This is a genomic window from Pantoea sp. X-Soil-ISGK-285 (assembly GCF_059730815.1).
Map to the genome: position 1 here is coordinate 2,021,599 of NZ_AP035938.1, position 20,065 is coordinate 2,041,663.

25 protein-coding genes are annotated in these 20,065 nt (G+C 57.3%); 12 read left to right on the plus strand and 13 right to left on the minus strand.

The window, feature by feature from the left end; translation table 11 throughout:
- Window positions 1-41: 41 nt before the first annotated feature.
- The 10 genes from AC6I8B_RS09675 to psrA all read left to right on the plus strand — a co-directional run bounded on the left by AC6I8B_RS09675 (window position 42) and on the right by psrA (window position 7,434).
- The gene (locus AC6I8B_RS09675; RefSeq protein WP_010245067.1) at window positions 42-626 is read left to right on the plus strand and encodes a YceI family protein; all 585 of its coding nucleotides are present in this window, start codon (window positions 42-44) and stop codon (window positions 624-626) included.
- 458 nt (window positions 627-1,084) lie between these two features.
- Entirely contained in the window at window positions 1,085-2,065 is a 981-nt protein-coding gene (locus AC6I8B_RS09680) for a 6-phosphofructokinase (protein ID WP_010670113.1), read from the plus strand.
- A gap of 10 nt (window positions 2,066-2,075) precedes the next feature.
- Window positions 2,076-2,390, plus strand: coding sequence for a PTS sugar transporter subunit IIB (locus AC6I8B_RS09685; protein WP_010245062.1), 315 nt, complete (start codon window positions 2,076-2,078; stop codon window positions 2,388-2,390).
- The gene (locus AC6I8B_RS09690; protein ID WP_008925155.1) at window positions 2,383-3,750 is read left to right on the plus strand and encodes a PTS sugar transporter subunit IIC; all 1,368 of its coding nucleotides are present in this window, start codon (window positions 2,383-2,385) and stop codon (window positions 3,748-3,750) included. The genes AC6I8B_RS09685 and AC6I8B_RS09690 overlap by 8 nt, the downstream gene beginning before the upstream one ends.
- On the plus strand, window positions 3,737-4,579 hold the full coding sequence (locus AC6I8B_RS09695; protein WP_010245055.1) for a class II fructose-bisphosphate aldolase: 843 nt from the start codon (window positions 3,737-3,739) through the stop codon (window positions 4,577-4,579). Before AC6I8B_RS09690 ends, AC6I8B_RS09695 begins: the two co-directional genes overlap by 14 nt.
- Window positions 4,580-4,674: 95 nt before the next feature.
- Window positions 4,675-4,944 (plus strand): hypothetical protein, encoded by a 270-nt coding sequence (locus tag AC6I8B_RS09700; RefSeq protein WP_010245053.1) that lies wholly within the window; start codon window positions 4,675-4,677, stop codon window positions 4,942-4,944.
- A gap of 9 nt (window positions 4,945-4,953) precedes the next feature.
- Window positions 4,954-5,391, plus strand: a complete 438-nt coding sequence (locus AC6I8B_RS09705; RefSeq protein WP_010245049.1) for a PTS sugar transporter subunit IIA — start codon at window positions 4,954-4,956, stop codon at window positions 5,389-5,391.
- On the plus strand, window positions 5,388-6,011 hold the full coding sequence (locus AC6I8B_RS09710) for a P-loop nucleotide/nucleoside kinase family protein (protein ID WP_122458514.1): 624 nt from the start codon (window positions 5,388-5,390) through the stop codon (window positions 6,009-6,011). Before AC6I8B_RS09705 ends, AC6I8B_RS09710 begins: the two co-directional genes overlap by 4 nt.
- Complete coding sequence (locus tag AC6I8B_RS09715) at window positions 5,980-6,420, plus strand: thiol-disulfide oxidoreductase DCC family protein (RefSeq protein WP_157352096.1); 441 nt, start codon at window positions 5,980-5,982, stop codon at window positions 6,418-6,420. The genes AC6I8B_RS09710 and AC6I8B_RS09715 overlap by 32 nt, the downstream gene beginning before the upstream one ends.
- 114 nt (window positions 6,421-6,534) lie before the next feature.
- Window positions 6,535-7,434: an L-proline-binding transcription factor PsrA gene (gene psrA / locus AC6I8B_RS09720; protein WP_022625678.1), complete on the plus strand. Its 900-nt coding sequence runs from the start codon at window positions 6,535-6,537 to the stop codon at window positions 7,432-7,434.
- Here psrA and AC6I8B_RS09725 read toward each other — a convergent pair.
- The 5 genes from AC6I8B_RS09725 to AC6I8B_RS09745 all read right to left on the minus strand — a co-directional run bounded on the left by AC6I8B_RS09725 (window position 7,409) and on the right by AC6I8B_RS09745 (window position 11,276).
- On the minus strand, window positions 7,409-8,218 hold the full coding sequence (locus tag AC6I8B_RS09725; protein WP_033757594.1) for a molybdate ABC transporter substrate-binding protein: 810 nt from the start codon (window positions 8,216-8,218) through the stop codon (window positions 7,409-7,411). The genes psrA and AC6I8B_RS09725 overlap by 26 nt on opposite strands.
- 10 nt (window positions 8,219-8,228) lie before the next feature.
- On the minus strand, window positions 8,229-9,536 hold the full coding sequence (locus AC6I8B_RS09730) for an MFS transporter (RefSeq protein ID WP_088234226.1): 1,308 nt from the start codon (window positions 9,534-9,536) through the stop codon (window positions 8,229-8,231).
- Window positions 9,537-9,861: 325 nt separating this feature from the next.
- The gene (locus tag AC6I8B_RS09735; RefSeq protein ID WP_157352101.1) at window positions 9,862-10,572 is read right to left on the minus strand and encodes an ArsR/SmtB family transcription factor; all 711 of its coding nucleotides are present in this window, start codon (window positions 10,570-10,572) and stop codon (window positions 9,862-9,864) included.
- Window positions 10,573-10,576: 4 nt separating this feature from the next.
- Window positions 10,577-10,960, minus strand: coding sequence for an amino acid-binding protein (locus AC6I8B_RS09740; protein WP_157352104.1), 384 nt, complete (start codon window positions 10,958-10,960; stop codon window positions 10,577-10,579).
- Between the two features lies 1 nt (window position 10,961).
- Window positions 10,962-11,276 (minus strand): antibiotic biosynthesis monooxygenase family protein, encoded by a 315-nt coding sequence (locus AC6I8B_RS09745; protein WP_010245030.1) that lies wholly within the window; start codon window positions 11,274-11,276, stop codon window positions 10,962-10,964.
- 125 nt (window positions 11,277-11,401) lie between these two features.
- On the opposite strand from AC6I8B_RS09745, the gene AC6I8B_RS09750 reads away from it, so the two are divergent.
- Window positions 11,402-12,295, plus strand: a complete 894-nt coding sequence (locus tag AC6I8B_RS09750) for a dihydrodipicolinate synthase family protein (RefSeq protein ID WP_157352107.1) — start codon at window positions 11,402-11,404, stop codon at window positions 12,293-12,295.
- Window positions 12,296-12,314: 19 nt separating this feature from the next.
- Here AC6I8B_RS09750 and AC6I8B_RS09755 read toward each other — a convergent pair whose 3' ends face one another.
- From AC6I8B_RS09755 to AC6I8B_RS09765, 3 genes are all read right to left on the minus strand, one after another.
- Window positions 12,315-12,809, minus strand: coding sequence for a P-loop nucleotide/nucleoside kinase family protein (locus AC6I8B_RS09755; RefSeq protein ID WP_031592351.1), 495 nt, complete (start codon window positions 12,807-12,809; stop codon window positions 12,315-12,317).
- Window positions 12,810-13,131: 322 nt separating this feature from the next.
- Entirely contained in the window at window positions 13,132-13,371 is a 240-nt protein-coding gene (locus AC6I8B_RS09760) for a hypothetical protein (RefSeq protein WP_010245020.1), read from the minus strand.
- Between the two features lie 266 nt (window positions 13,372-13,637).
- Entirely contained in the window at window positions 13,638-13,967 is a 330-nt protein-coding gene (locus tag AC6I8B_RS09765) for a cupin domain-containing protein (protein WP_010245017.1), read from the minus strand.
- A 139-nt stretch (window positions 13,968-14,106) separates the two neighbouring features.
- Here AC6I8B_RS09765 and AC6I8B_RS09770 point away from each other — a divergent pair, with 139 nt between their 5' ends.
- Complete coding sequence (locus AC6I8B_RS09770; RefSeq protein ID WP_003853539.1) at window positions 14,107-14,745, plus strand: RpiB/LacA/LacB family sugar-phosphate isomerase; 639 nt, start codon at window positions 14,107-14,109, stop codon at window positions 14,743-14,745.
- Between the two features lie 70 nt (window positions 14,746-14,815).
- On the opposite strand, the gene AC6I8B_RS09775 is transcribed toward AC6I8B_RS09770, so the two are convergent.
- The 5 genes from AC6I8B_RS09775 to AC6I8B_RS09795 are packed head-to-tail and all read right to left on the minus strand — an operon-like array spanning window position 14,816 to window position 19,989.
- Complete coding sequence (locus AC6I8B_RS09775) at window positions 14,816-15,580, minus strand: ABC transporter ATP-binding protein (protein ID WP_010245009.1); 765 nt, start codon at window positions 15,578-15,580, stop codon at window positions 14,816-14,818.
- A 9-nt stretch (window positions 15,581-15,589) separates the two neighbouring features.
- On the minus strand, window positions 15,590-16,456 hold the full coding sequence (locus tag AC6I8B_RS09780) for an ABC transporter ATP-binding protein (RefSeq protein ID WP_010245006.1): 867 nt from the start codon (window positions 16,454-16,456) through the stop codon (window positions 15,590-15,592).
- Window positions 16,428-17,333 (minus strand): ABC transporter permease, encoded by a 906-nt coding sequence (locus tag AC6I8B_RS09785; protein ID WP_010670128.1) that lies wholly within the window; start codon window positions 17,331-17,333, stop codon window positions 16,428-16,430. Before AC6I8B_RS09785 ends, AC6I8B_RS09780 begins: the two co-directional genes overlap by 29 nt.
- Window positions 17,330-18,361, minus strand: a complete 1,032-nt coding sequence (locus tag AC6I8B_RS09790; RefSeq protein ID WP_010245000.1) for an ABC transporter permease — start codon at window positions 18,359-18,361, stop codon at window positions 17,330-17,332. The genes AC6I8B_RS09785 and AC6I8B_RS09790 overlap by 4 nt, the downstream gene beginning before the upstream one ends.
- Complete coding sequence (locus tag AC6I8B_RS09795; RefSeq protein ID WP_307593360.1) at window positions 18,358-19,989, minus strand: ABC transporter substrate-binding protein; 1,632 nt, start codon at window positions 19,987-19,989, stop codon at window positions 18,358-18,360. The genes AC6I8B_RS09790 and AC6I8B_RS09795 overlap by 4 nt, the downstream gene beginning before the upstream one ends.
- Between the last annotated feature and the right edge of the window lie 76 nt (window positions 19,990-20,065).

The window sequence follows — 20,065 nt, forward strand, 5'->3', positions numbered from 1 at the left end:
GGACCACACTCAATTCACTTTGTCCGCATAAGGAATTGACCGTGAAAAACTTCAAACGTATTGCACTGCCCCTGTTAGCCGCTGCCACCCTCTACGCCCCGTTGTCTCAGGCTGAGGCGATGCACTACCAGCTGAATCCTGAGCATACGTCGGTGATTGTTGCCTGGAACCACTTCGGCTTCTCAAACCCTACCGCTGATATCCCTGATGCAACCGGTAACCTGGTGTTTGATAAAGATCATCCAGAGGCATCACGTGTTGACGTGACCCTGCCAGTCAGCAAAATCGACAGCCACGTGGCTGCGCTGACCAAAGAATTCAAAGGCGCTGAGTACTTCGACACCGCTAAATATCCGACTGCGACCTTCCACAGCACCAAAGTGGTGGCGAAGGGCGACAACAAATTTGATGTTGAAGGCAACCTGACCCTGAAAGGCATCACCAAGCCAGTAACGCTGCACGCGACGCTGAATAAGCAGGGCGAGCATCCGATGGTGAAAAAGCAGGCGATTGGTTTTGATGCCACCGGCACCATCAAGCGTTCTGACTTCAAGCTGGACAAATATGTCCCAGCGGTAAGCGACGAGGTCACTCTGACTCTGTCTACTGAAGCCTACGCGAAGTAAGTTTTTTGGGGCGTAGCGGCTTGCAGCTACGTCCCTTATTCGTTTTTTCTGCGCCTTCTTCCCCTCTGAAATCTATTCTGCCCGCCTGTTTATCTGTCATAAAATAATCCGGATATCTCCTCATCAACTATTTTCTGAACGCTTTATCTGGCCCGGAACCGGGAAAAATGAGGCGAAAGTCACAAATTTGCAACAGCACGGAATAAGCCACTCTGTGCCGCTGTGTGGCGAAATAAAATTCAGATGTCTTCTGAAATAACTCATTGATTTATATCGTTTCACTCTAATCGGCCTTCCCGCGAATAGTGTGATTTTGATCTCAAAAACCGCCGTTCAGACACCCCTGTCAATAACTCCGCCCAAAAAATACCGCTCGTAACTGTGATCTCCTCTGCAAATAGCAACCCCACGAACCGGAAGAATGGCCCTCAGCAGATTAAGACAGCGAGGTGAGGGAAATGCGAATTGGAATGGTGATCAGTGGCGGTGATGTAACCGGCATTAATAATTTTGTCTTCCAGTTAGGGCGTCTGACGCAGGCGGAGATCGTGATATTTGATGGTGGCATTCCCGGCCTGCTGGCAAATAACCATCGTGATATCAGCCAGCGTGATCTGCTCGACTTTTCCATCGCCTCAATTCCGGTTATGCAATCGGGACGCACGCAAAAGAAACTGGTGCGCAGCGAATATGAATGTATTGCCCGCCAGCTGAAAAGCGCCCGTATTGAAGTGTTAATTATGGCGGGCGGAGACGGGTCGCTGCAATTTCTCCATACCCTGTCGGAGTCTGGCGTTAATTGTTTCGGCGTCGGCATGACCATCGATAATGATGTCTTCGGCAGTGATTACACCCTGGGTTTTTCCACCGCCTGCGAGCAGGTATTAAAAGAGGTCGCGAAACTGCGGAATACCGGGCGCGCCTTACCTGGCCGGGTATTTATGCTGGAGTTACTCGGCGGCTACTGCGGCGAATTAACCCTGCAGTCGGCGATTAAATCCAATGCGGACATTGCGCTGATCCCGGAGTGCCAGATTCCTTTGCCACAGCTGGCGCAGCGCATCACCCGGCGGCTGGCAGAGCAGAACAGCGTGATCATTCTCTGTTCAGAAGGCTACACCCGCGAATATTCGCCGGGTTTTCAGGGGGCTATCGACACCTTAATCAAACAGCTTGAGCCGCTTATTGGCGTACGCGTCCGTAAAACTATCCTCGGTTACGGGCTGCGGAATGGTGATCCCACCTGCGAAGAGATTTATCAGGGCACCATTATGGCCAGTGAAGTGGTGCGTTGTATTCAGTCAGGAATGCGGAATAAAGCGGTCATTATTAACGGCAGCAATAAACCGATTCCGATTGATTTAATAAGCATGCAAAAACGCCTGGTCGATATTGACGGGCACCATTACAAACTCGCTAAACAACTCAATATATTGTGAGGAGAAAACCATGCTGAAAATATTATGTGTCTGTGGTTGTGGCTTAGGATCCAGTTTTGCGATTGAGATGAGCGCAAAAGCGGTTTTAAAAAAACTGGAGATTGAGGCCGATATCGATCACACCACCATTTCAGAAGCGAATGCCTTTAAGTCGGACATGATTCTGACGCAAAAAGCCTTTGCCGATGTGTTAAATGCCGACGCCAGTCCGGAACAGATTAAGCGGGTCATTATTCTTAACCGGCTCACCGATAAAGCGGAAATAGAGCAGAAGATCCTGGCCTTTTTAAAAGAACGCAACGTAAAGGTCGCCGCCCATGAATAGTGTGATCGACTTCCTGGTAAAAGATCTGCTGGGGCAGGCGTCTATTCTGATCGCCTTTATTGCCCTGATTGGTCTGCTGCTGCAAAAGAAATCCGCAGGCAAGGTGGTGGAAGGCACCTTTAAAACCCTGCTCGGCTTTTTAATTATGATGGCGGGTATCAATATTATTGTGGGAACCCTGACGTTCCTCAATACCATTTTTACCCACGGCTTTGGCATGCGCGGCTATATCACCGATGTTGCCGCCATTGCCGGGCTGGCTAACCGTGAGCTGGGGTCTGAAGTGGCACTGACGCTGCTGGTGATCTTTATCGTCAATATCATCATCGCGCGACTGACGCCCTTTAAGTACATCTTCCTCACCGGCCAGGCCCTGCTGTGGATGGCGACGATTGGCGCGGTGATTGGCTATAAAGCGGGGCTGACCGGTCTGCCGCTGATCCTGACCGGCGGTATCTTTGGCGGGATCATGGCCGTGGTGATGCCTGCGCTGGCGCAGCCGGTGGTACGGCGTATTACCGATTCGGACGACGTTGCCCTGGGTCACTTCTGCACCATTGGTTATCTGGTCACTGCGGCGGTCGCCAAAGTGGTCGGCAAAGGATCGCGATCCACTGAAGATCTTAAGCTGCCCGATAACTTCAAGTTTCTGCAGGATACCTATCTGTCGATGGCGCTGGTGATGGTGCCGATGTACCTGATCCCCGCCGTGGCGGCCGGTCCGGCGTTTATCGCCCAGTACAGCAACGGCATGAACTACCTGATGTACGCCTTTATGCAGTCGATTCAGTTCGTGGCCGGAGTCTTTGTGCTCTACAGCGGCGTCCGCCTGCTGCTTAACGAGCTGGTGCCTGCCTTCCGTGGTATCGCCATGCGTGTCGTGCCGGATGCCAAACCGGCGCTGGACTGCCCGGTGATGTTTCCCTATGCCCCGAACGCGGTGATTGTTGGCTTTCTCGCCACCACGCTCGGCTCAATTGTCGGCATGCTCGTCTTCCCGATGTTTGGTCTGGCGATGATCCTGCCTGGCCTGCTGACCAACTTCTTTGCCGGTGGCACCGCCGGGGTATTTGGTAATGCCATGGGCGGACGGCGCGGCGCGATGATCGGCGGCTTCGTCCACGGCCTCTTTATCACCATTCTGCCCGCCATCCTGGTGCCGATGCTGGAGAGCTATGGCTTCACCGGTGTGACCTTCAGTGACTCAGATGTCATCAGTACCGGCCTGGTGCTGGGCCACGCCTTCCAGAATAACTGGCTGTTCGTTGCTCTGTTTATTGCCTTTGTTACCGCGCTTGCCTGGTTTGTTAATGGCAAATCCACAAAACCTCAAGAGGAAAAAATCCATGAAACTTTATAACTTCGCCGATCTGTTACAGCTGGCTAAACAGCGCGACTTTAAAGCGGTGGGTTCTTTTAATCTTCACTGCCTGGAGATGCTGCCCGCCTATTTTAAAGCGGCAGAGAAAACCAATAGTCCGTTAATGATTCAGATCTCCACCGGTACGGCGAAATATCTCGGCCATAAATTACTGGTCGATGCCATTAAATCGCTGTCAGAGAGCAAAAATGTCCCGACCTGTCTGCATCTCGATCACTGTTCCGATTTAGCGGCGATTCAGACCGCGATTGATGCCGGATTCAGTTCCGTGATGTATGACGGGTCCCATCTGTCAATTGAGGAAAATATTGCCAACACCCGCCGGGTGATCGATATGGCGCGTCCGCACAATGTTTCGGTAGAAGCGGAGCTGGGCGCGATTGGCGGCTCGGAAGATGGTAAATGCGTGGAAATGGAGGCGATTGCGTTTACGCCGGTGGAAGATGCGCGCCGCTTTGTCGAAGAGACCGGCGTCGATATGCTGGCGATCTCCATCGGCACCGTGCATGGACTTTACACCGGCAAAGCGCATATTCAGCATCAGCGGCTGGCAGATATCACGGCGGCAACCCACACGCCACTGGTGCTGCACGGCGGCACCGGCGTCAGCGATGAAGATATGCGGCTGGCGGTCAGCAGCGGTATTGAGAAGGTCAATGTCGGCACCGAAATGAATGTTCAGTGGGTGGCGCAGTGCAAATCGACCTTTGAAAAAGGCAAGGTCAATGACAGCGTGCGTAATTTCCTGGTGCCGGCCAATGATGCGGTAACCAGTGTGCTGGTAGAGAAGATGCAGTTATTCCGGTAATCGCCCGTTTCGCTATCACCGGCTTATTGCGTCAAACCTTTTATAATTACCTATTAATCTGAGCCACCCCGACATGCTACGGGGCAGGAGAGCCTATGTTTGGATTCTTAAAAAAGTCTCCGGCTGTGGAACAACCCAGCGAGCAGCAGCAGGATCATCTGGCGGAATTAAGTCGCGAGAAAATAACGCAACTGGAGCAGCAGCTGGCTATTAATCCGCGTGATGGCGAAACGCAAAAACAATTAATGCTGGAATATAACCGGGCATTAAGCTTATTTGCGAAAAGCCGTCGCTATCGCAATGAAATTGATGCGCTGTTTGTCAAAATCGATGAATTACGCAATGTGGTTCGCCAGTCGATTTAAGGAGAGCTGATGACGATTAAGCAGTTATTGCAAGAGGCAAACGCTATTCAGATTGGTATCGACGCCACGGACTGGCGTCAGGTTATCGCGCTGGCTGCCGAACCCCTGGTCAGTGGCGGCTATCTCGATGCTTCTTATCCTGATGCGGTCATTGCCAATACGCTGGCCCATGGCGCTTACTACGTGTTTGAAGAGGGGATCGCCATTCCCCATGCGCGACCGGACGCAGGGGTGATCCGCGACTGTTTCAGTATGATTCTGTTGAATGAGCCGATCTCGTTTGAGGGCAGTGATAAAGCGGACATTGTGATTATGTTTGGCGCGCGTGACAGCAATGCCCATATAGAAGAGGGGATCCGCGCGATTGTGTCGCTGCTGGAAGATGAGGAAACGCTGGTCCGGTTACGTCAGGCCAGCAGTGTCGCGGAGGTCATCGATATCTTATGACGCAAAACATCCCCCCCAAACGCGTGGTGCTGGTTAACGGTATTCCGGCATCGGGTAAAAGCACCCTGACGCGCGTGCTGTCACAACACTTTAGCTGGCCGGTGCTGACGCTCGACAGCCTGAAAGAGCCGTTTATGCACGCTTTTGCGCCGGTCGATCGCCAGCGTAACCGGCAACTGGGCTGCGCGGCCTATCAGGCGATCTGGAACATCGTCGCGCAGGCTCCCGCCAGTCAGATCTGGCTGATCGACGCCTGGTTTGGGTTCCAGCCCCGTACGCTGCTGGAGCAGGGACTGAAACAGGCGGGCGTGGAAGAGGCGCTGGAGCTATGGCTCAAGATTGAACCGGAAGCGGCGGTGGCGCGCTATCAGGCGCGGCTGTCACAGCGGCTGCCGGGCCATCCGGGTGCGGAGTATTTGCCGGAGCTGCGCCAGCTGGCACAACAGGCCACTCCGATGGCGCTGGGCCAGGTGTATGAGGTTGATGCCTGCGCCCAGGATCACGCTGCCGTCATTCACTGGCTGCAGCAGCAACTGACCAGAACCCGCTACACTTCAGTTCATCATCAGAGGAGTGAGGTGTTGCAGGATGTCGTCGCCCCCGTATCTGCAAACCGGTGAGAGCGCCGTGCTCTATGACGGCGTCTGTAAGCTGTGCAACGGCTGGGTTCAGTTCCTGCTGCGTCACCATCTGGCGCGGCAGGTCCGTTTTGCCTCGGTGCAGAGCGAGCAGGGCAAAGCGCTGCTGCGCTGGGCCGGACTGCCGGAAGAGAACATCAGCACCATTGTCTACATTGCCGATAACCAGCACTGGCTGCGGGCGCAGGCGGTGTTCCGCGTGATGCAGCACCTGCCGGCACCCTGGCGCGGGCTGGCGGTGCTGCGCCACTTTCCCGACGCGATCAGTAACTTTGCTTATGACCGCATCGCGTTAAACCGCTATAAGCTGTTTGGGCGTTACAGCGCCCAGCACGCTATCCAACCCGATTATCCTGGTCGATTTCTGCATGAGGTTGATACAGCTCACTAATCTTTAACAGCCAGTCGCAGGTGGCAATGAGATCAATGAGAACAATGATGTTATTGTTATGTCCACCGAATGTTAGATAAATGTGATGCTTTCAGGAAGCGGTAAGAGGGATTTATGCCGGTTAATTTCGATCTAAACGATCTCTACGCGTTTCGCGCGCTGGTGGAGTTTGGCAATTTTCGCCTGGCGGCAGAATCGATCTGCCTCTCACAGTCGGCGCTGAGCCGCAGGATAGATAAGCTGGAAACCTCGCTGGGGATCAAACTGTTTGAGCGTACCACGCGCCGCGTCACGCTGACCCTGAAGGGGCATGCGTTTGCTCAGCGCTCGGATAAGTTGCTGGCTGATTTTGAAGAGGTCATGGCCGATCTCAGTGAGGTGAGCTTAGCACGCACCGGCCTGATCACCGTGGCCTGCGTGCCGTCAGCCGCCTACTACTTTATGCCCAACATCATCCGGCTATTTCAGGCGCGCTATCCCCGCGTACGAGTCAAACTGATCGACAGCAGTGCGGCTAACGTTTATGACGCGGTGATTGGCGGTCAGGCCGACTTTGGCATCAGTTTTTCCAGCCGCTCGCAGCCGGATGTGCATTTCCAGCCGCTGATGGATGATCCCTATGTGGCGGCCTGTCGGCGTGACCATCCGATAGCCAGCAAAAAGAGTCTGAGCTGGCAGGCGTTTTATCAGTATGAGTGGGTCGGGCTGGATAAAACCTCCGGCAATCGCAACCTGCTGGATCAGGCGCTGCAGGCGATCATGCCGGAGAAACCCTGTATCTGTGAAACCCGGCACGTCACCACCATGCTGGGGATGGTTGAGGCGGGGCTGGGCATTGCTGCCGTCCCCGCCATGTCGATGCCTGGCTACGATCACGCCCTGCTGATGGCGGTTCCATTGACCGATCCGCAGGTGAAACGCACCGTGGGTCTGCTACGTAAAAATGGCCGGACGCTGTCGCACATTGCGGGCGAACTGGAGAACCTGATTATTGAACAGTATCAGCGTCTCTGACCGGTTTTGACGCTTTCACGGTGTGCAGTCCGCTGGCGTGCACCGCCTGTTGTGCTTCAGAAGAGGCGAGCCAGCGCAGCAGCTTAGCCGCCTCATCCGGCTGCGCTGACTTGCGCACCACGGCACCGGCGAAGCGGGTGGTGTATTGCAGCTTGTCCGGCAGTTCGCCAATAAAAGTAACGCCCGGCACCGGCAGCAGCTCACTGACCTGCTGAAAGCCGATAGCGTATTTACCGGCCGCGACCTCTGAGGCCACCGGGATGCGCTCAACCTTCACCGCTTTCCCCTTAACCTGATCTTCAATGCCCAGGCGGCTGAACAGCTGGCTGCTGACATACTTACCGCTGGCGCTGTCAGAGTAGGCGATGGAGCTGGCGTTCAGCAGAGCAGTACGCAGCGCGCTTTCGCTGCCGATCTTAACCGGCGTGGCACCCTGTTTGATCACCGCGCCGATGCGGGAGTCTGCCAGCTCAACCCGTGTACCCGGCAGCGTCTCGCCCTGCTTTTGCAGATCGCTTAGCGCATCGCCGACCATAATCACCACATCGGCCGGTTCACCACGCGCCAGTCGGGCCGGAATCGCCTGCGGGGTTTTGCCCATAGACGGACCGGCGACGGTGTTGATAGTGATCCCTTCACGCTGGGCGAAGCGGGGCGAGAGCGTATCCCACGCTGCTTTAAACCCGCCGGAGATCATCACCGTCAGCTCTTTTGCCTGCGCCGTGGCGCTGCCCGCCACGCTGAACAGCAGAGCAGCGTAAAGCGACATCGTTTTCAGTTTCATTTTACGTTCCTCAGCTAACGGTTTCATGGGCAGGCGATACGGCACTGCGTGTACGACGATAGAGATAAAGTGTTGCCCCCAGGGCGCAGACTGCTGCAAAACTCATCCAGTAGCCTGGCGAGGCTTTATCGCCGGTCATCTCAATCAGGCCGGTTGACATCACCGGCGTAAATCCGCCAAACAGCGCAGTTGCCAGGCTATAGGCCAGCGAGAAGCCCGCCACGCGCACTTCCGCTGGCATGATTTCGGTCAGCGCCGGGATCATCGCGCCGTTGTAGAGACCATAGATCATTGAAAGCCACAGCAGCACGCCCAGCATCATCGAGAAGCCCGGTGCGGCGGCCAGCATGCTCAGAGCCGGATAGGTGGTGACTATTGCCAGCAGGGTCATGGCGACCAGCACAGGCTTACGGCCAAAGCGGTCGGAGATCGCGCCGCCAATCGGCAGCCAGATAAAGTTCGACACCGCCACCAGCAACGTCACCAGCAGGCTGTCAGAGGCGCTGAGCAATAGCACTTTCTTGCCAAAGGTCGGCGCGTAAACCGTAATCAGGTAAAACGCAGTCGTGGTCATTGCTACCATCAGCATCCCGGCAATCACCACCTGCCAGTTGGCGAGCAGGATGCGGAACACCTGCTTCACATCGGGATGGCTGCGACGGTTGTTGAACTCCTGGGTCTCTTCCAGCTTGCGACGCAGCACGAAAATAAACGGCACAATCAGGCAGCCAAACAGGAACGGAATGCGCCAGCCCCATTCACGAATGGCGCTCTCTTCCAGCACCGCGTTGAGGATAAAGCCCATCGCCGCCGCCACCATAATCGCGACCTGCTGACTGCCTGACTGCCAGCTGGTGTAGAAGCCCTTGCGGCCAGGTGTGGCAATCTCTGCGAGATAGACCGACACGCCGCCCAGCTCTGCACCGGCGGAGAAGCCCTGCAGCAGCCGACCGATCAGCACCAGCAGCGGCGCCCACAGGCCAATACTCTGGTAAGAGGGGATCAGCACGATCATAAAGGTGCCTGCTGCCATGATGGAGAGCGTGACGATCAGCCCTTTACGACGGCCAACCTTATCGATGTACGCCCCCAGCACTACCGCGCCAATCGGGCGCATCAGGAACCCTGCGCCAAACACGGCAAAGGTCATCATCAGTGAGGCGAACTCACTGCTGGCCGGGAAAAAGGTATGGGCGATATAGGTGGCATAGAAACCGAACAGGAAGAAGTCGAACTGTTCGAGAAAGTTGCCTGAGGTAACACGGAATATTGCGCCAATCCTGGCGCGGTGAGTCATGGGTGAGGTTGTCTGCATCAGTAGCTCCAGTAAGGTATGACGCTTTTTGCCGCGCCTGTCACTGAAGAGTGGATCAGCGCCCGGCGCTAAATAAGTGCAAAAAGGGCATCGATTAATGTGCCAGCCGCATGATTGCCAGGCGTTATCACTTAAAGTGTTTCGCATTCAACAGGTTAAATGGCGGGATGGTTTTTTTGTGCCTGTTAGTGAGCCTGAGAGGAGTTTGCGGAAATGTGACAGATTTCATAAGCGTGTTGCAGGCGAATAGGGGGAATCTGGCTTGTCTGAGGCCATCAGCGCAGAGTCTGGCGGCAACAAAAAGGTTCAGAACGCAGGCAGCAAGGCGTCAGGGAAAGGTTATGCCAAAAATCTGATGTAAATGTCGGACGCCCGCTACGGTAAAAACCACTTCACGGTAGCCAGGCTGCCGGGTTAGCCAGCCTTGCGTTTCAAAGGCACTCAGCAGCGCTGCACCCGCGTAGCCGCCGAGATGGAACCGGCGCTCACTCCAGTCGAGACAGCCACAGCAGGCTCTGCGGCGTCCGGGCTGCGACAGATCAACCTGCAAAGCCGCAAACTGCTGCAGACCCAACAGGGTGACAGCGCTGCCTTCCGGCGTGATCCAGCCCTGTTGCGCCATTACGGCATAAATCTGCACCGCAATATCACCGGCCAGATGGTCGTAACAGGTGCGGGCGGTGCGAAGCGATGTTGGGGTGGTGCTCGCCGGCGCGGCAATCCGTCGCCAGGACACGCCCATCATGTTCTCAATCAGCGTAGCGATGTCACTGCCGGTCAGTCGGTAATAACGGTGACGCCCCTGCGCCACGCAGACGATCAAGCCGCTGGTGATCAACCGGTTCAGATGGGCGCTGGCGGTTGAGGGCGCCACGTCGGTGACGGCACTGAGTTCGGTGGCGGTCCAGGCGCGTCCATCCATCAGCGCGGACAGCATCTTCACCCGTGACGGATCGGCCATTGCGGCGGCGACGCCCACAATCGCATTCTCAAGTGCTTCGCTATCGTCAGGTGCGTTATGCGGTTGTGGAGTTGCCATCAGATTACAGTGCCCATTCTGTGGTCAGCCCGGCGGCTGATCGATTGTTATCAGTAATCAGGATCAGCTGGTTAGCGTGATCGCTGTATTGCACCAGGATGTTGATTCCGGCATCGGCAAGGCGTGCAGTGATCGCCCCCAGCTCGCCGGGACGCTGTTGCGGTAACCTGCGAATAAGCGGAACGTTAACTGCCTCGACGGCGATACCTTCTGCTTCCAGCACGGTCCGCGCCCGTTCGCCTTCCTCGACCAGAAAATGAGCGTGGCTCTGCTCACCAAAGGAGAACAGGCCGCCGCCTTCCAGGCCAATCCCATGACGGCCCAGCAGCGTGGTGAGCCGGGAAAGTGTGCCTGGACTATTTTGCAGGATGACATGAATATCGAACATGTTAATTTACTCCCTGTTGTGAGGCATATTCTCTGATCAGCGTGACGATGCGAAGACGGTAACCGGCAAAAAGGGTCTCGCGGCCTTCACGCTGTGCGGCCTGGTGACAGAGGTTGCGCTTCCAGGCCAGCACCGATTCTTCATCGCGCCACCAGGAGAGCGAGAGAATTTTTTTCTCATCGGTCAGGCTTTGAAAGCGCTCAAGAGAGATAAACCCGCTGTTTTGCATCAGCAGCGGTTTAAGGTCGGCAGCCAGTTGCAGGTAACGCATCTGGTGTTCGGGTCGGGCTTCGGCTTCAAATAGTACGGCAATCATCGCTATCCTCCTTTGGGTGATAGCGCAAAAATAGCGGGCGGGGCGGGTTGATGCTTCGGCCGGTAACGAAATATGGCTGCAGGGGCGACCTCCAGCCGGTGCAATCTTGTAATGGAGCAGATGATATGTTCAGCGGACTCAGTGCGTTCCCCCTTACTCCCTTTGCGGCAGGCAAGCCCGATGAAGCGGCTTTTTTGCGGCTGCTGCGCAGGCTGACTGATGCAAAAGTCGATTCCCTTGGCGTGCTGGGGTCCACCGGCAGCTACGCCTATCTCACCCGCGCGCAGCGCAGGCGTATCGCAGAACTGGCGGTGGAACATGCAGAGTCGATTCCGGTGATGATCTGCATTGGTGCGGTGGGCACTGACGAGGTGCTGGCGCTGGCGGAGGACGCGCAACAGGCGGGCGCGGCCGCGTTATTGCTGCCGCCGCTGGGTTATCAGACGTTGAATGAAGATGAGGTGTTCACGCTTTTCGAGACCGTGACGCGACACGCCTCGGTGCCAGTCTGTATCTATGACAACCCCGGCACCACCCATTTTACGTTTTCCGATGCGCTGCTGAGCCGGATCGCCACACTTTCCGGTGTCGGGTCAGTGAAAATTCCTGGGGTACCGGCAGATCAATCGGCGGCTAACGATCGCCTCGCTCAGCTGCGCGGCACGCTGCCAGATTCCGTATCGATTGGCGTCAGTGGCGATGCTTCTGCCGCCAACGGGCTGATTGCGGGCTGTGATGGCTGGTATTCGGTGTGCGGCGGGCTGTTTCCGCGCGTTGCAAAAGCGATGACCGAAGCGGCGGCCGCAGGCGACCATCAGAGCGTCAGGGCGCAGTCCGATCGCCTGCAGCCGTTATGGGCGCTGTTCCGCCAGCATGGCGGCAGTTTCCGGGTGATCAGCGCCGCGGCGGGGCTGCTGGGATTGACCGAACGCGACTGCCTGCCGCGCCCGCTGCAGCCGCTCTCCGATGCGCACTGCCAGCAGATTGCTGACGTGCTCGCGGCACTCGACCTCTCTTAAGATCCCGCGCCAGAAGGCATTAACCGTGGCGCACCAGGTTAAAGCCTTCTTCCTCCTGCGGCGCTTCGAAATAGCGGGTAATCAGCGCGAACTGCTCGTCCGTTGCGGCAAAGGCGTGTTCGCCGTCCTGATTTCGGGCGTGCAGGCGCGATTTACACAGCGCATCCGGTACGTCCAGATAATGCAGGCGATGGTCGGCAGAGGATGCCTGAATCACCGACATCATCCAGTCGCGATTCGCCCGGGTGTTGGCAGGAAAATCGAGCACCACCGACACGCCTGCGTTAAGCAGCGCGACCAGATGAGGCGTCATCGCCTTTCTGAGTTTTGCTGCATGGCGCACGTAATCGGCCACCGACTGCATCTCGTCCTGATAAAGCGCGGCGAGCCACTGATCCTCGCTGATCACCACGCAACCGGGGGCGGCGCTCAGCTCAGCCGCCAGCGTTGATTTCCCGGAGGCAATTTTTCCACACAGCAGATGCAGCGTGGCGGGGGCAAAAGTCATGGTCATATCACTCCTGTGTCAGCCTGATAGTGAACCGCGCGCATTACGCGAAGGGAAAGTAAAGCAGGTCTCGCCGAAGCGGGATTCAGGCTAACAAAACAGGGGAGAGATAAGCAATGAGAAGCAGGAAGTTGCTGGTGAGTAAAACCCGGATTTACCGCGCGTAACAGCCTTCGCTGCTGCGGGTGTTACTGCATTCAGAAAAAACCGCGGCTTTCGCTGGGCACGTTGACACGCCTGAACGGGGAAGTGCGCTCAGGCGTAGCGTGGGATATCAGATACGCTTTCAGAAAGGGGGGAATCTGCGCTGAACAGCTGGCAACTGACTTCATTTTTGTGCCATCAGCAACGTCAGCAGTTCGCGGCAGCATGCCTCTTCTTCTGCACTGTCTGCGGATGCCAGATGGCGCAGCAGTTCCATACAGCTTTTTTCCTTGCCCGCTTCCAGTAACTCTTCGATCAGAAAGTTGAGTTTGTCCTGTTCAGACACGGCAAAGGATGAACTAAACTCATTTTTGACCGGGCCACTGTGATTCACCGGCAACGTGAGGGTGTTTTGCATTGGCATAGTATTGTCCTGTTTCGGGTTAAAAAATGTTCGGCGGTTGCTATTAAACTTATACAACGATTCGTAATTTGTACAGAAATCTGCCCGATTGATTTTCAGGACGAAGCTAAGCGCAGCGCGGTTGCGGCGTAAATGTCAGCTAATCATTAAGTTAGCGGGAGAAGGAATTTCAGAAAAATTCTGCGGGCCTGAAGCCGGATGCGGAGGCGGGAAAAACCAGGTCAGTCCTGCGTCAGGTCAACAGGCGGCCCACCGGGCCGCATGCACTATTTAGCGGTCAGGAAATCTTCGCGCTGCGGTGTAAACGTATCCAGTAACGTGCCCGCCTCAAGACAGACACAGCCATGAACCACATTGGGCGCTTTGTAGAGCGTATCTCCTGCGCCCACCTCACGCGTTTCACCATTGATGGTGAAGGCAAAACGTCCGCTCAGCACGTAGGTCAGCTGCTCGTGGGGATGGTGATGCAGCGGGCCGACAGCCTCTTTCTCGAAAATCACTTCTACCGCCATCATGGTGCCGCCGTACGCCAGCACGCGGCGGGTCACGCCGTTGCCCAGATCTTCCAGTGGTCGCTCTTTATGGTAGATAAACATCGCAATCCTCCTGCGGTTGCCCCTGCTGCGGTGACCGTTTTGTGATGGATCTCACAGCGCTCGGGTGAATTAGTTTATGCACTTTAGTGGTTTTTCACTAAAATGAAACGGTGTTTCAATTAATTTATAAGGGTAGATCATGAAAATCGCGTTAATGATGGAAAACAGCCAGGCCGCTAAAAACGTTACCGTGCTGAAAGAACTGGAAGGCGTCGCACAGCCACTGGGCCATCAGGTCTTCAACGTCGGTATGAGCGATGAGCAGGATCACCACCTGACCTATATTCACCTCGGCATTCAGGCCAGCGTGTTGCTCAACAGCCAGGCCGTGGATTTCGTGGTCGCGGGCTGCGGCACCGGGCAGGGCGCGCTGATGTCGCTTAACATTCACCCGGGCGTCGTCTGCGGCTACTGTATCGATCCGGCGGATGCCTACCTGTTTGCCCAGATCAACAACGGTAATGCCTTATCTCTGCCGTTCGCCAAAGGCTTTGGCTGGGGCGCTGAACTTAACCTGCGCTTTATCTTTGAAAAAGCCTTCACCGGCGAGAAGGGCAATGGCTATCCGCCAGAGCGTAAAGAGCCGCAGGTGCGTAATGCCGGTCTGCTGAATCAGGTCAAAGCTGCCGTGATCAAAGAGAACTACCTCGACACGCTGCGCGCCATCGACCCTGAACTGGTGCGTACTGCCGTTAGTGGCCCACGCTTCCAGCAGTGTCTGTTTGAGCATGGCAAAAATCAGGAAATCGTCGCTTTTGTGCGTCAGCTGACCCACTAACGCATCCGGGGTCATAAGGCCGGTCTGACCGGCCTTTTTTTATTCTCTCTTTCCCGACATCAGCTGAACGTCAGCTCTGCTGCGCCAGCGCCGGATTGTAATGGCGACTCGCCTCCACCAGCATCCGGGTGTAGGGCATCGCGGCGCGGTCGGCCACCAGCGTCGGCACATCCAGCGTCTCCAGCACCTTGCCCTGTTGCATAACCGCCACGCGATGGCAGAGGTGCGCCACCACGCCGAGATCGTGTGTCACCATCAGATAGGTCAGGTTCTCCTGCTGCTGCAGATCGCTGAGCAGATTGAGGATCTCCGCCTGCACCGAAACATCCAGCGCGGAGGTCGGCTCATCCAGCAGCAGCACGCGCGGCTCTAAAATCAGCGCACGGGCAATCGCCACGCGCTGACGCTGACCACCGGAAAGCTGGTGCGGATAACGCGTCTGCCAGGCGCGATTCAGCCCGACCTTATCCAGCATCGCCACGACGCGCTGCTGGCGCTGCCCGATACCCTGAATCTGTAATGGCTCTTCAAGGATATCGCCCAGCGTATGACGCGGATGCAGGGAACCATAAGGGTCCTGAAACACCATCTGCACCTGACGGCAGCGCGCCCGATCGATGCGGTGCGCCAGCGGCTGGCCATCAATGGTCAGCTCTCCCTGCCAGTGATTAAACAGGCCCGCCAGACACTTCAGCACCGTGGTTTTACCCGAGCCTGACTCACCGACCAGCCCGAAGATTTCACCCTGTTTAACCTGCAGGCTGACGTCGAACAGCACCTGATTACGGCGACCCTCTTCACCAAAACTCAGGTTGAGATTTTTCACCTCAATCATCGTAACTCCTTAGTCAGTTAGCCAGCTGGCGTGACGTTGTAACACCGGCAGACGCGTGCGCCGCCGATCAAGGTCGGGCAGTGCTGCCAGCAGTCCCTGGGTGTAGGGATGCTGCGCGCGGTCAAGTTCGCTGGCGGCCAGCGACTCCACCACGCGCCCGGCATACATCACCAGCACCCGATCGCAGAAGCTGCGCACCAGATTGATATCGTGACTGATAAAAATCAGTCCCAGACCGCGCGCTTTCACCAGATCATCCAGTAGCGCCAGCACCTGCAGGCGAACCGAGACATCCAGCGCAGAGGTGGGCTCATCGGCAATCACCAGTTCCGGCTCGGTGATCAGCATCATGGCGATCATCACGCGCTGCCCCTGACCGCCGGAAATCTCATGGGGATAGAGCTGATATACCCGTTCAGGATCGCGGATCTGCACCTCCTCCAGCATCGCCAGCGCCCGCTGACGTGCCGCCGATTTCTGGCCGCGATGGTGACTGCGCCAGGCTTCGGCAATCTGCTCGCCAACCCGGATCACTGGATTCAGCGAATATTTCGGGTCCTGCATAATCATCGAGATACGTTTGCCACGAATGGCGCGCATCTCTGCCGGGCTGGCGTGCAGCAGGTCGATATCGCCAAACTGCATCCGGCTCGCCTCAATGCGCGCCTTAGCTGGATGCAGCTGCAGCAGGGCGCGACCCACGGTCGATTTACCGGAGCCGGACTCACCGACAATCGCCAGCTTCTCCTGACCGAGCTGAAAGGAGACGCCACGCACCGCCGGCGTAATCTGGCGTCCGTTAACAAAGTTCACGTGCAAATCGCGCACGTCGAGCAACGGCGAGGCGTTACTCACTGCGGGGATCGAGCAGGTCACGTAGGCCATCTCCTAAGAAGTTAAATGCCAGGCTATTAATCAGGATCGCCAGACCGGGAACGGTCACCACCCACCAGCACTCCAGCATGTAGGTGCGGCCACTGGCGATCATCGCGCCCCATTCCGGATCCGGCGGCTGCGCGCCCAGCCCAAGAAACCCCAGCCCGGCGGCGGTGAGGATAATGCCCGCCATGTTCATGGTGATGCGGATAATCACCGACGGCAGGCAGAGCGGAATAATGTGCTTCCAGAGCACCCGCAACGGCGACGCGCCCTGTAAGCGCACCGCCGAGATAAAGTCCGCCTGACGCAGCGACAGCGTTTCAGCGCGGGCCAGACGGGCAATGGGTGGCCAGGCGGTGAGCGTAATCGCAATCACCACATGCTCCAGACCTGGCCCCAGCGCTGCAACAAAGGCCAGCGCCAGTACCAGGCTCGGGAAGGAGATAAAGATATCGGTGACGCGCATCAGCACGCCGTCGACTTTGCCGCCAAAATAACCGGCGGTGACGCCCAGCAGCAGGCCCAGCGGCCCGACGGTGACCGATACCAGCAGCACGATGTAGAGCGTGATGCGTGCGCCCCACACCAGACGACTGAAGATATCCCGGCCAAACTCGTCGGTGCCGAACCAGTGGGCCGCGCCGGGAGGCGTCAGCGCATTGTTCAGATCCTGAACCAGCGGGTGATACGGCGCGATCCAGGGCGCAAACAGCGCCACGATGCAGAGTACCAGCACAATGCCGCCACCGATCGCGGTCAGGGGATTACAGGCCATGCGCCAGAGGAAATAGCCGCAGCGGGCAGCAAAACGCTGACAGCGCACCAGCCGCTCACGGGAATGACTCACAGACGCAGCGTCAAAAGAGATCGTCATACTTTGGTCCTCGGATCGAACACCTGATAGAGCAGGTCGGAGATCAGGTTAAGCAGCACAAAAATCAGGCCCACCACAAGCACACAGCCCATCACCGCATTCATATCGCCCAGCATCAGGCTGCCGGTGAGGTAGGAGCCAAAGCCGGGCCAGGAGAAGACGGTTTCAATCAGCACCGCGCCCTCCAGCAGCGAGCCATAGGCCAGCGCCACCACGGTCAGCAGCTGCACCAGGATATTGCGGAAGGCGTGCTGCCAGATCACCTGCCATTCAGTCAGGCCTTTGACCCGCGCGGTCAGAATGAACTCCTGCGACAGCTGCGCGAGCATAAAGCTGCGCGTCATGCGGCTGATATAGGCCATGGAGTGAAAGCCGAGCAGCGAGGCGGGCAGCACCAGATGATTCAGCGCATTCCAGAACACCTGGCTGTTGCCCGCCAGCAGGGCGTCAATCAGCATAAAGCCGGTGCGACGTGGCACGATGCCATCCAGGCTGAAGTCCACCCGACCTGCGCCGCCGACCCAGCCGAGATGGGCATAGAACAGCAGCAGGCCAATCATGCCGACCCAGAAAATTGGGGTGGAGTAACCGGCCAGGCTGAGCATCCGCACCACATAGTCGATGACGCTGTTGCGACGCGCCGCCGCCAGCACACCCAGCGGCACGCCCAGTCCTGCGCCAATCACAATCGCCAGCGTGGCCAGCTCTACGGTTGCCGGAAAGACGCGCACAATGTCATGCACCACCGGCTGACCGGTGAGCAGCGCATGGCCGAGATCGCCATGCAGCAGCGCGTTAAGGTAGATGCCAAACTGCACCCACAGCGGTTTATCAAAGCCGAGCTGGTGATAAACCTGCTGATAGGTGGCCTGATCGGCGTCGGGGCCGACAATCGCCAGCACCGGATCCAGCGGCATTACCCGGCCAATAAAAAAGGTCAGCAGCAGCAGGCCGAACAGGGTAATCACTACCTGCACCGCGCGATGGCTGATGCGGCGGCACTGAGTTCGGGTCAGGGTCAGGATCATAGGGTGCCTCCCGCTTTGGCTTCAGGGGTTTTCCAGACATCGCGGAGGAAGGTGGTCGCTGAGGGATGCGGCTGATAAGCCTGCACCCGGTTGCTGACCACCACGGAGTCGAGCATTTGTGAAATCGGCATCAGTGCAGGCACCAGCTGGTCATAGCGCTGCTGGATGGCATAATAGGCCTGCTGCTGGCGGGTTTTGTCGCGCTCTACCAGCGCCTGATCGATCATGCTGTTGAGCTGCGCGTCGTAGAAACCGGTGCGCCAGCCCTGGAAGTTGGTCAGCCGGGCGCTGTCAGCATTATTCGGGTTATAGACCAGCGCGCGCAGGCTGGAGTGGGGATGCGGCTCTACGCCGCTGCCGCCGCGCCCGACCAGCAGACTGAACTGGCGATCGCGCATCGCGCCATAAATCTGGTTACCGGTGCCGGTGATGATTTTTGCGCGGATCCCGCCCTGGAGCAGCGTCGACTGCACGGCGATGGCGATGTTCAGAAATGGCTGATCGGCCAGCACCCGCAGCGTGGTGTCGAAGCCGTCCGGATAACCCGCTTCAGCCAGCAGTGCGCGGGCGCGCGGCACATCGAGCCGGTAACCGGGATCGGGCAGCGTGGCGGGCATGCCAGCCTGAATCGGGCGCTGATGCAGCTCGCCATAGCCGGTCATCAGGCTTTTATTGATGCCCTGATAATCGACCAGGTAGCGTACCGCCTCCCGCACTTTGATATTGTCGAAGTGCGGATCTTTCATGCTCATCGCCAGGTAGTAGATCGTTCCTTTTCTTACCGCATCAATGGTGAGGTCGGGGTCGTGCCGCAGGGCGCGCACGTCGGGGATCGCCATGTTGCTGGCGATATCCAGATCGCCTTTCTCCATCATCAGCCGCAGGGTCTGCGACTCCTGCAGATGGCGGAACACCACCCGTGACATCTTCGCCTCGCCGCGCCAGTAATCAGCCGCACGACTCATGCGCAGCACATCTTTTGCCTGCCATACATCCAGCCGGAACGGGCCGGAGCCCGCTTCATGGGTGGTGAGCCAGCGGTTGCCCCAGTCGCCATCCACCTCATGCTGCTGCACAGTTTTGCTGTCCAGCACCACCATGCTGCCCAGCGCCGCCAGCGAGTAGATCACCAGTTGCGGATCGTTAGGCTTCGGCAGGTTGATCACCAGCGTGCGGTCGTCGGGTGCGGTAATCATCTGGTCAACGTTGTCACGGCTGAAACCGTACGATTTCCACACCGACGCCTGCGCCAGGTTCAGATGCAGCACCCGCCGCATCGACCAGACTGCATCGGCGCTGGTCAGCGGATTGCCGGAGTGAAACCTGACGTTGTCGCGCAGGTGAAAAGTCAGGGTGCGGTTATCCGGACTGACTGACCAGCGTTCCGCCAGCGCCGGGCGCACCTCGGTGAGTTGCTGCGGGTTCAGCTCGACCAGTCCGTCATAGAGATTTACGACAATGCCGACCACTTCGTTGCCGGTCATAGCGGCCGGATCCAGGGTGAGCAGGTTATTCATATTCATGCCGACGATCAGCTGGTCATCCGGGGTCTTTGCCTGGATTGACGCGCTGCCCGTCAGCACCAGCAGCGTGATCAGCCACGCGCCACATCGTTGTGTCAGGGTCATAGGTAAAGTCCAGCAGGTCAGAGGTTTTCCCGTTTACGACTCTGCCTGCTGCTGGCCACCGGGATGGCAGGCAGCA

Excerpts from the sequence above, each read along its gene's own strand:
- AC6I8B_RS09700 (WP_010245053.1), top strand. The coding sequence starts at position 4,675 with ATGTTTGGATTCTTAAAAAAGTCTCCGGCTGTGGAACAACCCAGCGAG.
- AC6I8B_RS09705 (WP_010245049.1), top strand. The coding sequence starts at position 4,954 with ATGACGATTAAGCAGTTATTGCAAGAGGCAAACGCTATTCAGATTGGT.
- AC6I8B_RS09790 (WP_010245000.1), bottom strand. The coding sequence starts at position 18,361 with ATGATCCTGACCCTGACCCGAACTCAGTGCCGCCGCATCAGCCATCGC.
- AC6I8B_RS09775 (WP_010245009.1), bottom strand. The coding sequence starts at position 15,580 with ATGATTGAGGTGAAAAATCTCAACCTGAGTTTTGGTGAAGAGGGTCGC.
- AC6I8B_RS09750 (WP_157352107.1), top strand. The coding sequence starts at position 11,402 with ATGTTCAGCGGACTCAGTGCGTTCCCCCTTACTCCCTTTGCGGCAGGC.
- AC6I8B_RS09740 (WP_157352104.1), bottom strand. The coding sequence starts at position 10,960 with ATGTTCGATATTCATGTCATCCTGCAAAATAGTCCAGGCACACTTTCC.
- AC6I8B_RS09785 (WP_010670128.1), bottom strand. The coding sequence starts at position 17,333 with ATGACGATCTCTTTTGACGCTGCGTCTGTGAGTCATTCCCGTGAGCGG.
- AC6I8B_RS09695 (WP_010245055.1), top strand. The coding sequence starts at position 3,737 with ATGAAACTTTATAACTTCGCCGATCTGTTACAGCTGGCTAAACAGCGC.
- AC6I8B_RS09725 (WP_033757594.1), bottom strand. The coding sequence starts at position 8,218 with ATGAAACTGAAAACGATGTCGCTTTACGCTGCTCTGCTGTTCAGCGTG.
- AC6I8B_RS09770 (WP_003853539.1), top strand. The coding sequence starts at position 14,107 with ATGAAAATCGCGTTAATGATGGAAAACAGCCAGGCCGCTAAAAACGTT.
- AC6I8B_RS09690 (WP_008925155.1), top strand. The coding sequence starts at position 2,383 with ATGAATAGTGTGATCGACTTCCTGGTAAAAGATCTGCTGGGGCAGGCG.
- AC6I8B_RS09765 (WP_010245017.1), bottom strand. The coding sequence starts at position 13,967 with ATGTTTATCTACCATAAAGAGCGACCACTGGAAGATCTGGGCAACGGC.
- AC6I8B_RS09795 (WP_307593360.1), bottom strand. The coding sequence starts at position 19,989 with ATGACCCTGACACAACGATGTGGCGCGTGGCTGATCACGCTGCTGGTG.
- AC6I8B_RS09710 (WP_122458514.1), top strand. The coding sequence starts at position 5,388 with ATGACGCAAAACATCCCCCCCAAACGCGTGGTGCTGGTTAACGGTATT.
- AC6I8B_RS09735 (WP_157352101.1), bottom strand. The coding sequence starts at position 10,572 with ATGGCAACTCCACAACCGCATAACGCACCTGACGATAGCGAAGCACTT.
- psrA (WP_022625678.1), top strand. The coding sequence starts at position 6,535 with ATGCCGGTTAATTTCGATCTAAACGATCTCTACGCGTTTCGCGCGCTG.
- AC6I8B_RS09745 (WP_010245030.1), bottom strand. The coding sequence starts at position 11,276 with ATGATTGCCGTACTATTTGAAGCCGAAGCCCGACCCGAACACCAGATG.
- AC6I8B_RS09760 (WP_010245020.1), bottom strand. The coding sequence starts at position 13,371 with ATGCCAATGCAAAACACCCTCACGTTGCCGGTGAATCACAGTGGCCCG.
- AC6I8B_RS09680 (WP_010670113.1), top strand. The coding sequence starts at position 1,085 with ATGCGAATTGGAATGGTGATCAGTGGCGGTGATGTAACCGGCATTAAT.
- AC6I8B_RS09755 (WP_031592351.1), bottom strand. The coding sequence starts at position 12,809 with ATGACCATGACTTTTGCCCCCGCCACGCTGCATCTGCTGTGTGGAAAA.
- AC6I8B_RS09685 (WP_010245062.1), top strand. The coding sequence starts at position 2,076 with ATGCTGAAAATATTATGTGTCTGTGGTTGTGGCTTAGGATCCAGTTTT.
- AC6I8B_RS09715 (WP_157352096.1), top strand. The coding sequence starts at position 5,980 with ATGTCGTCGCCCCCGTATCTGCAAACCGGTGAGAGCGCCGTGCTCTAT.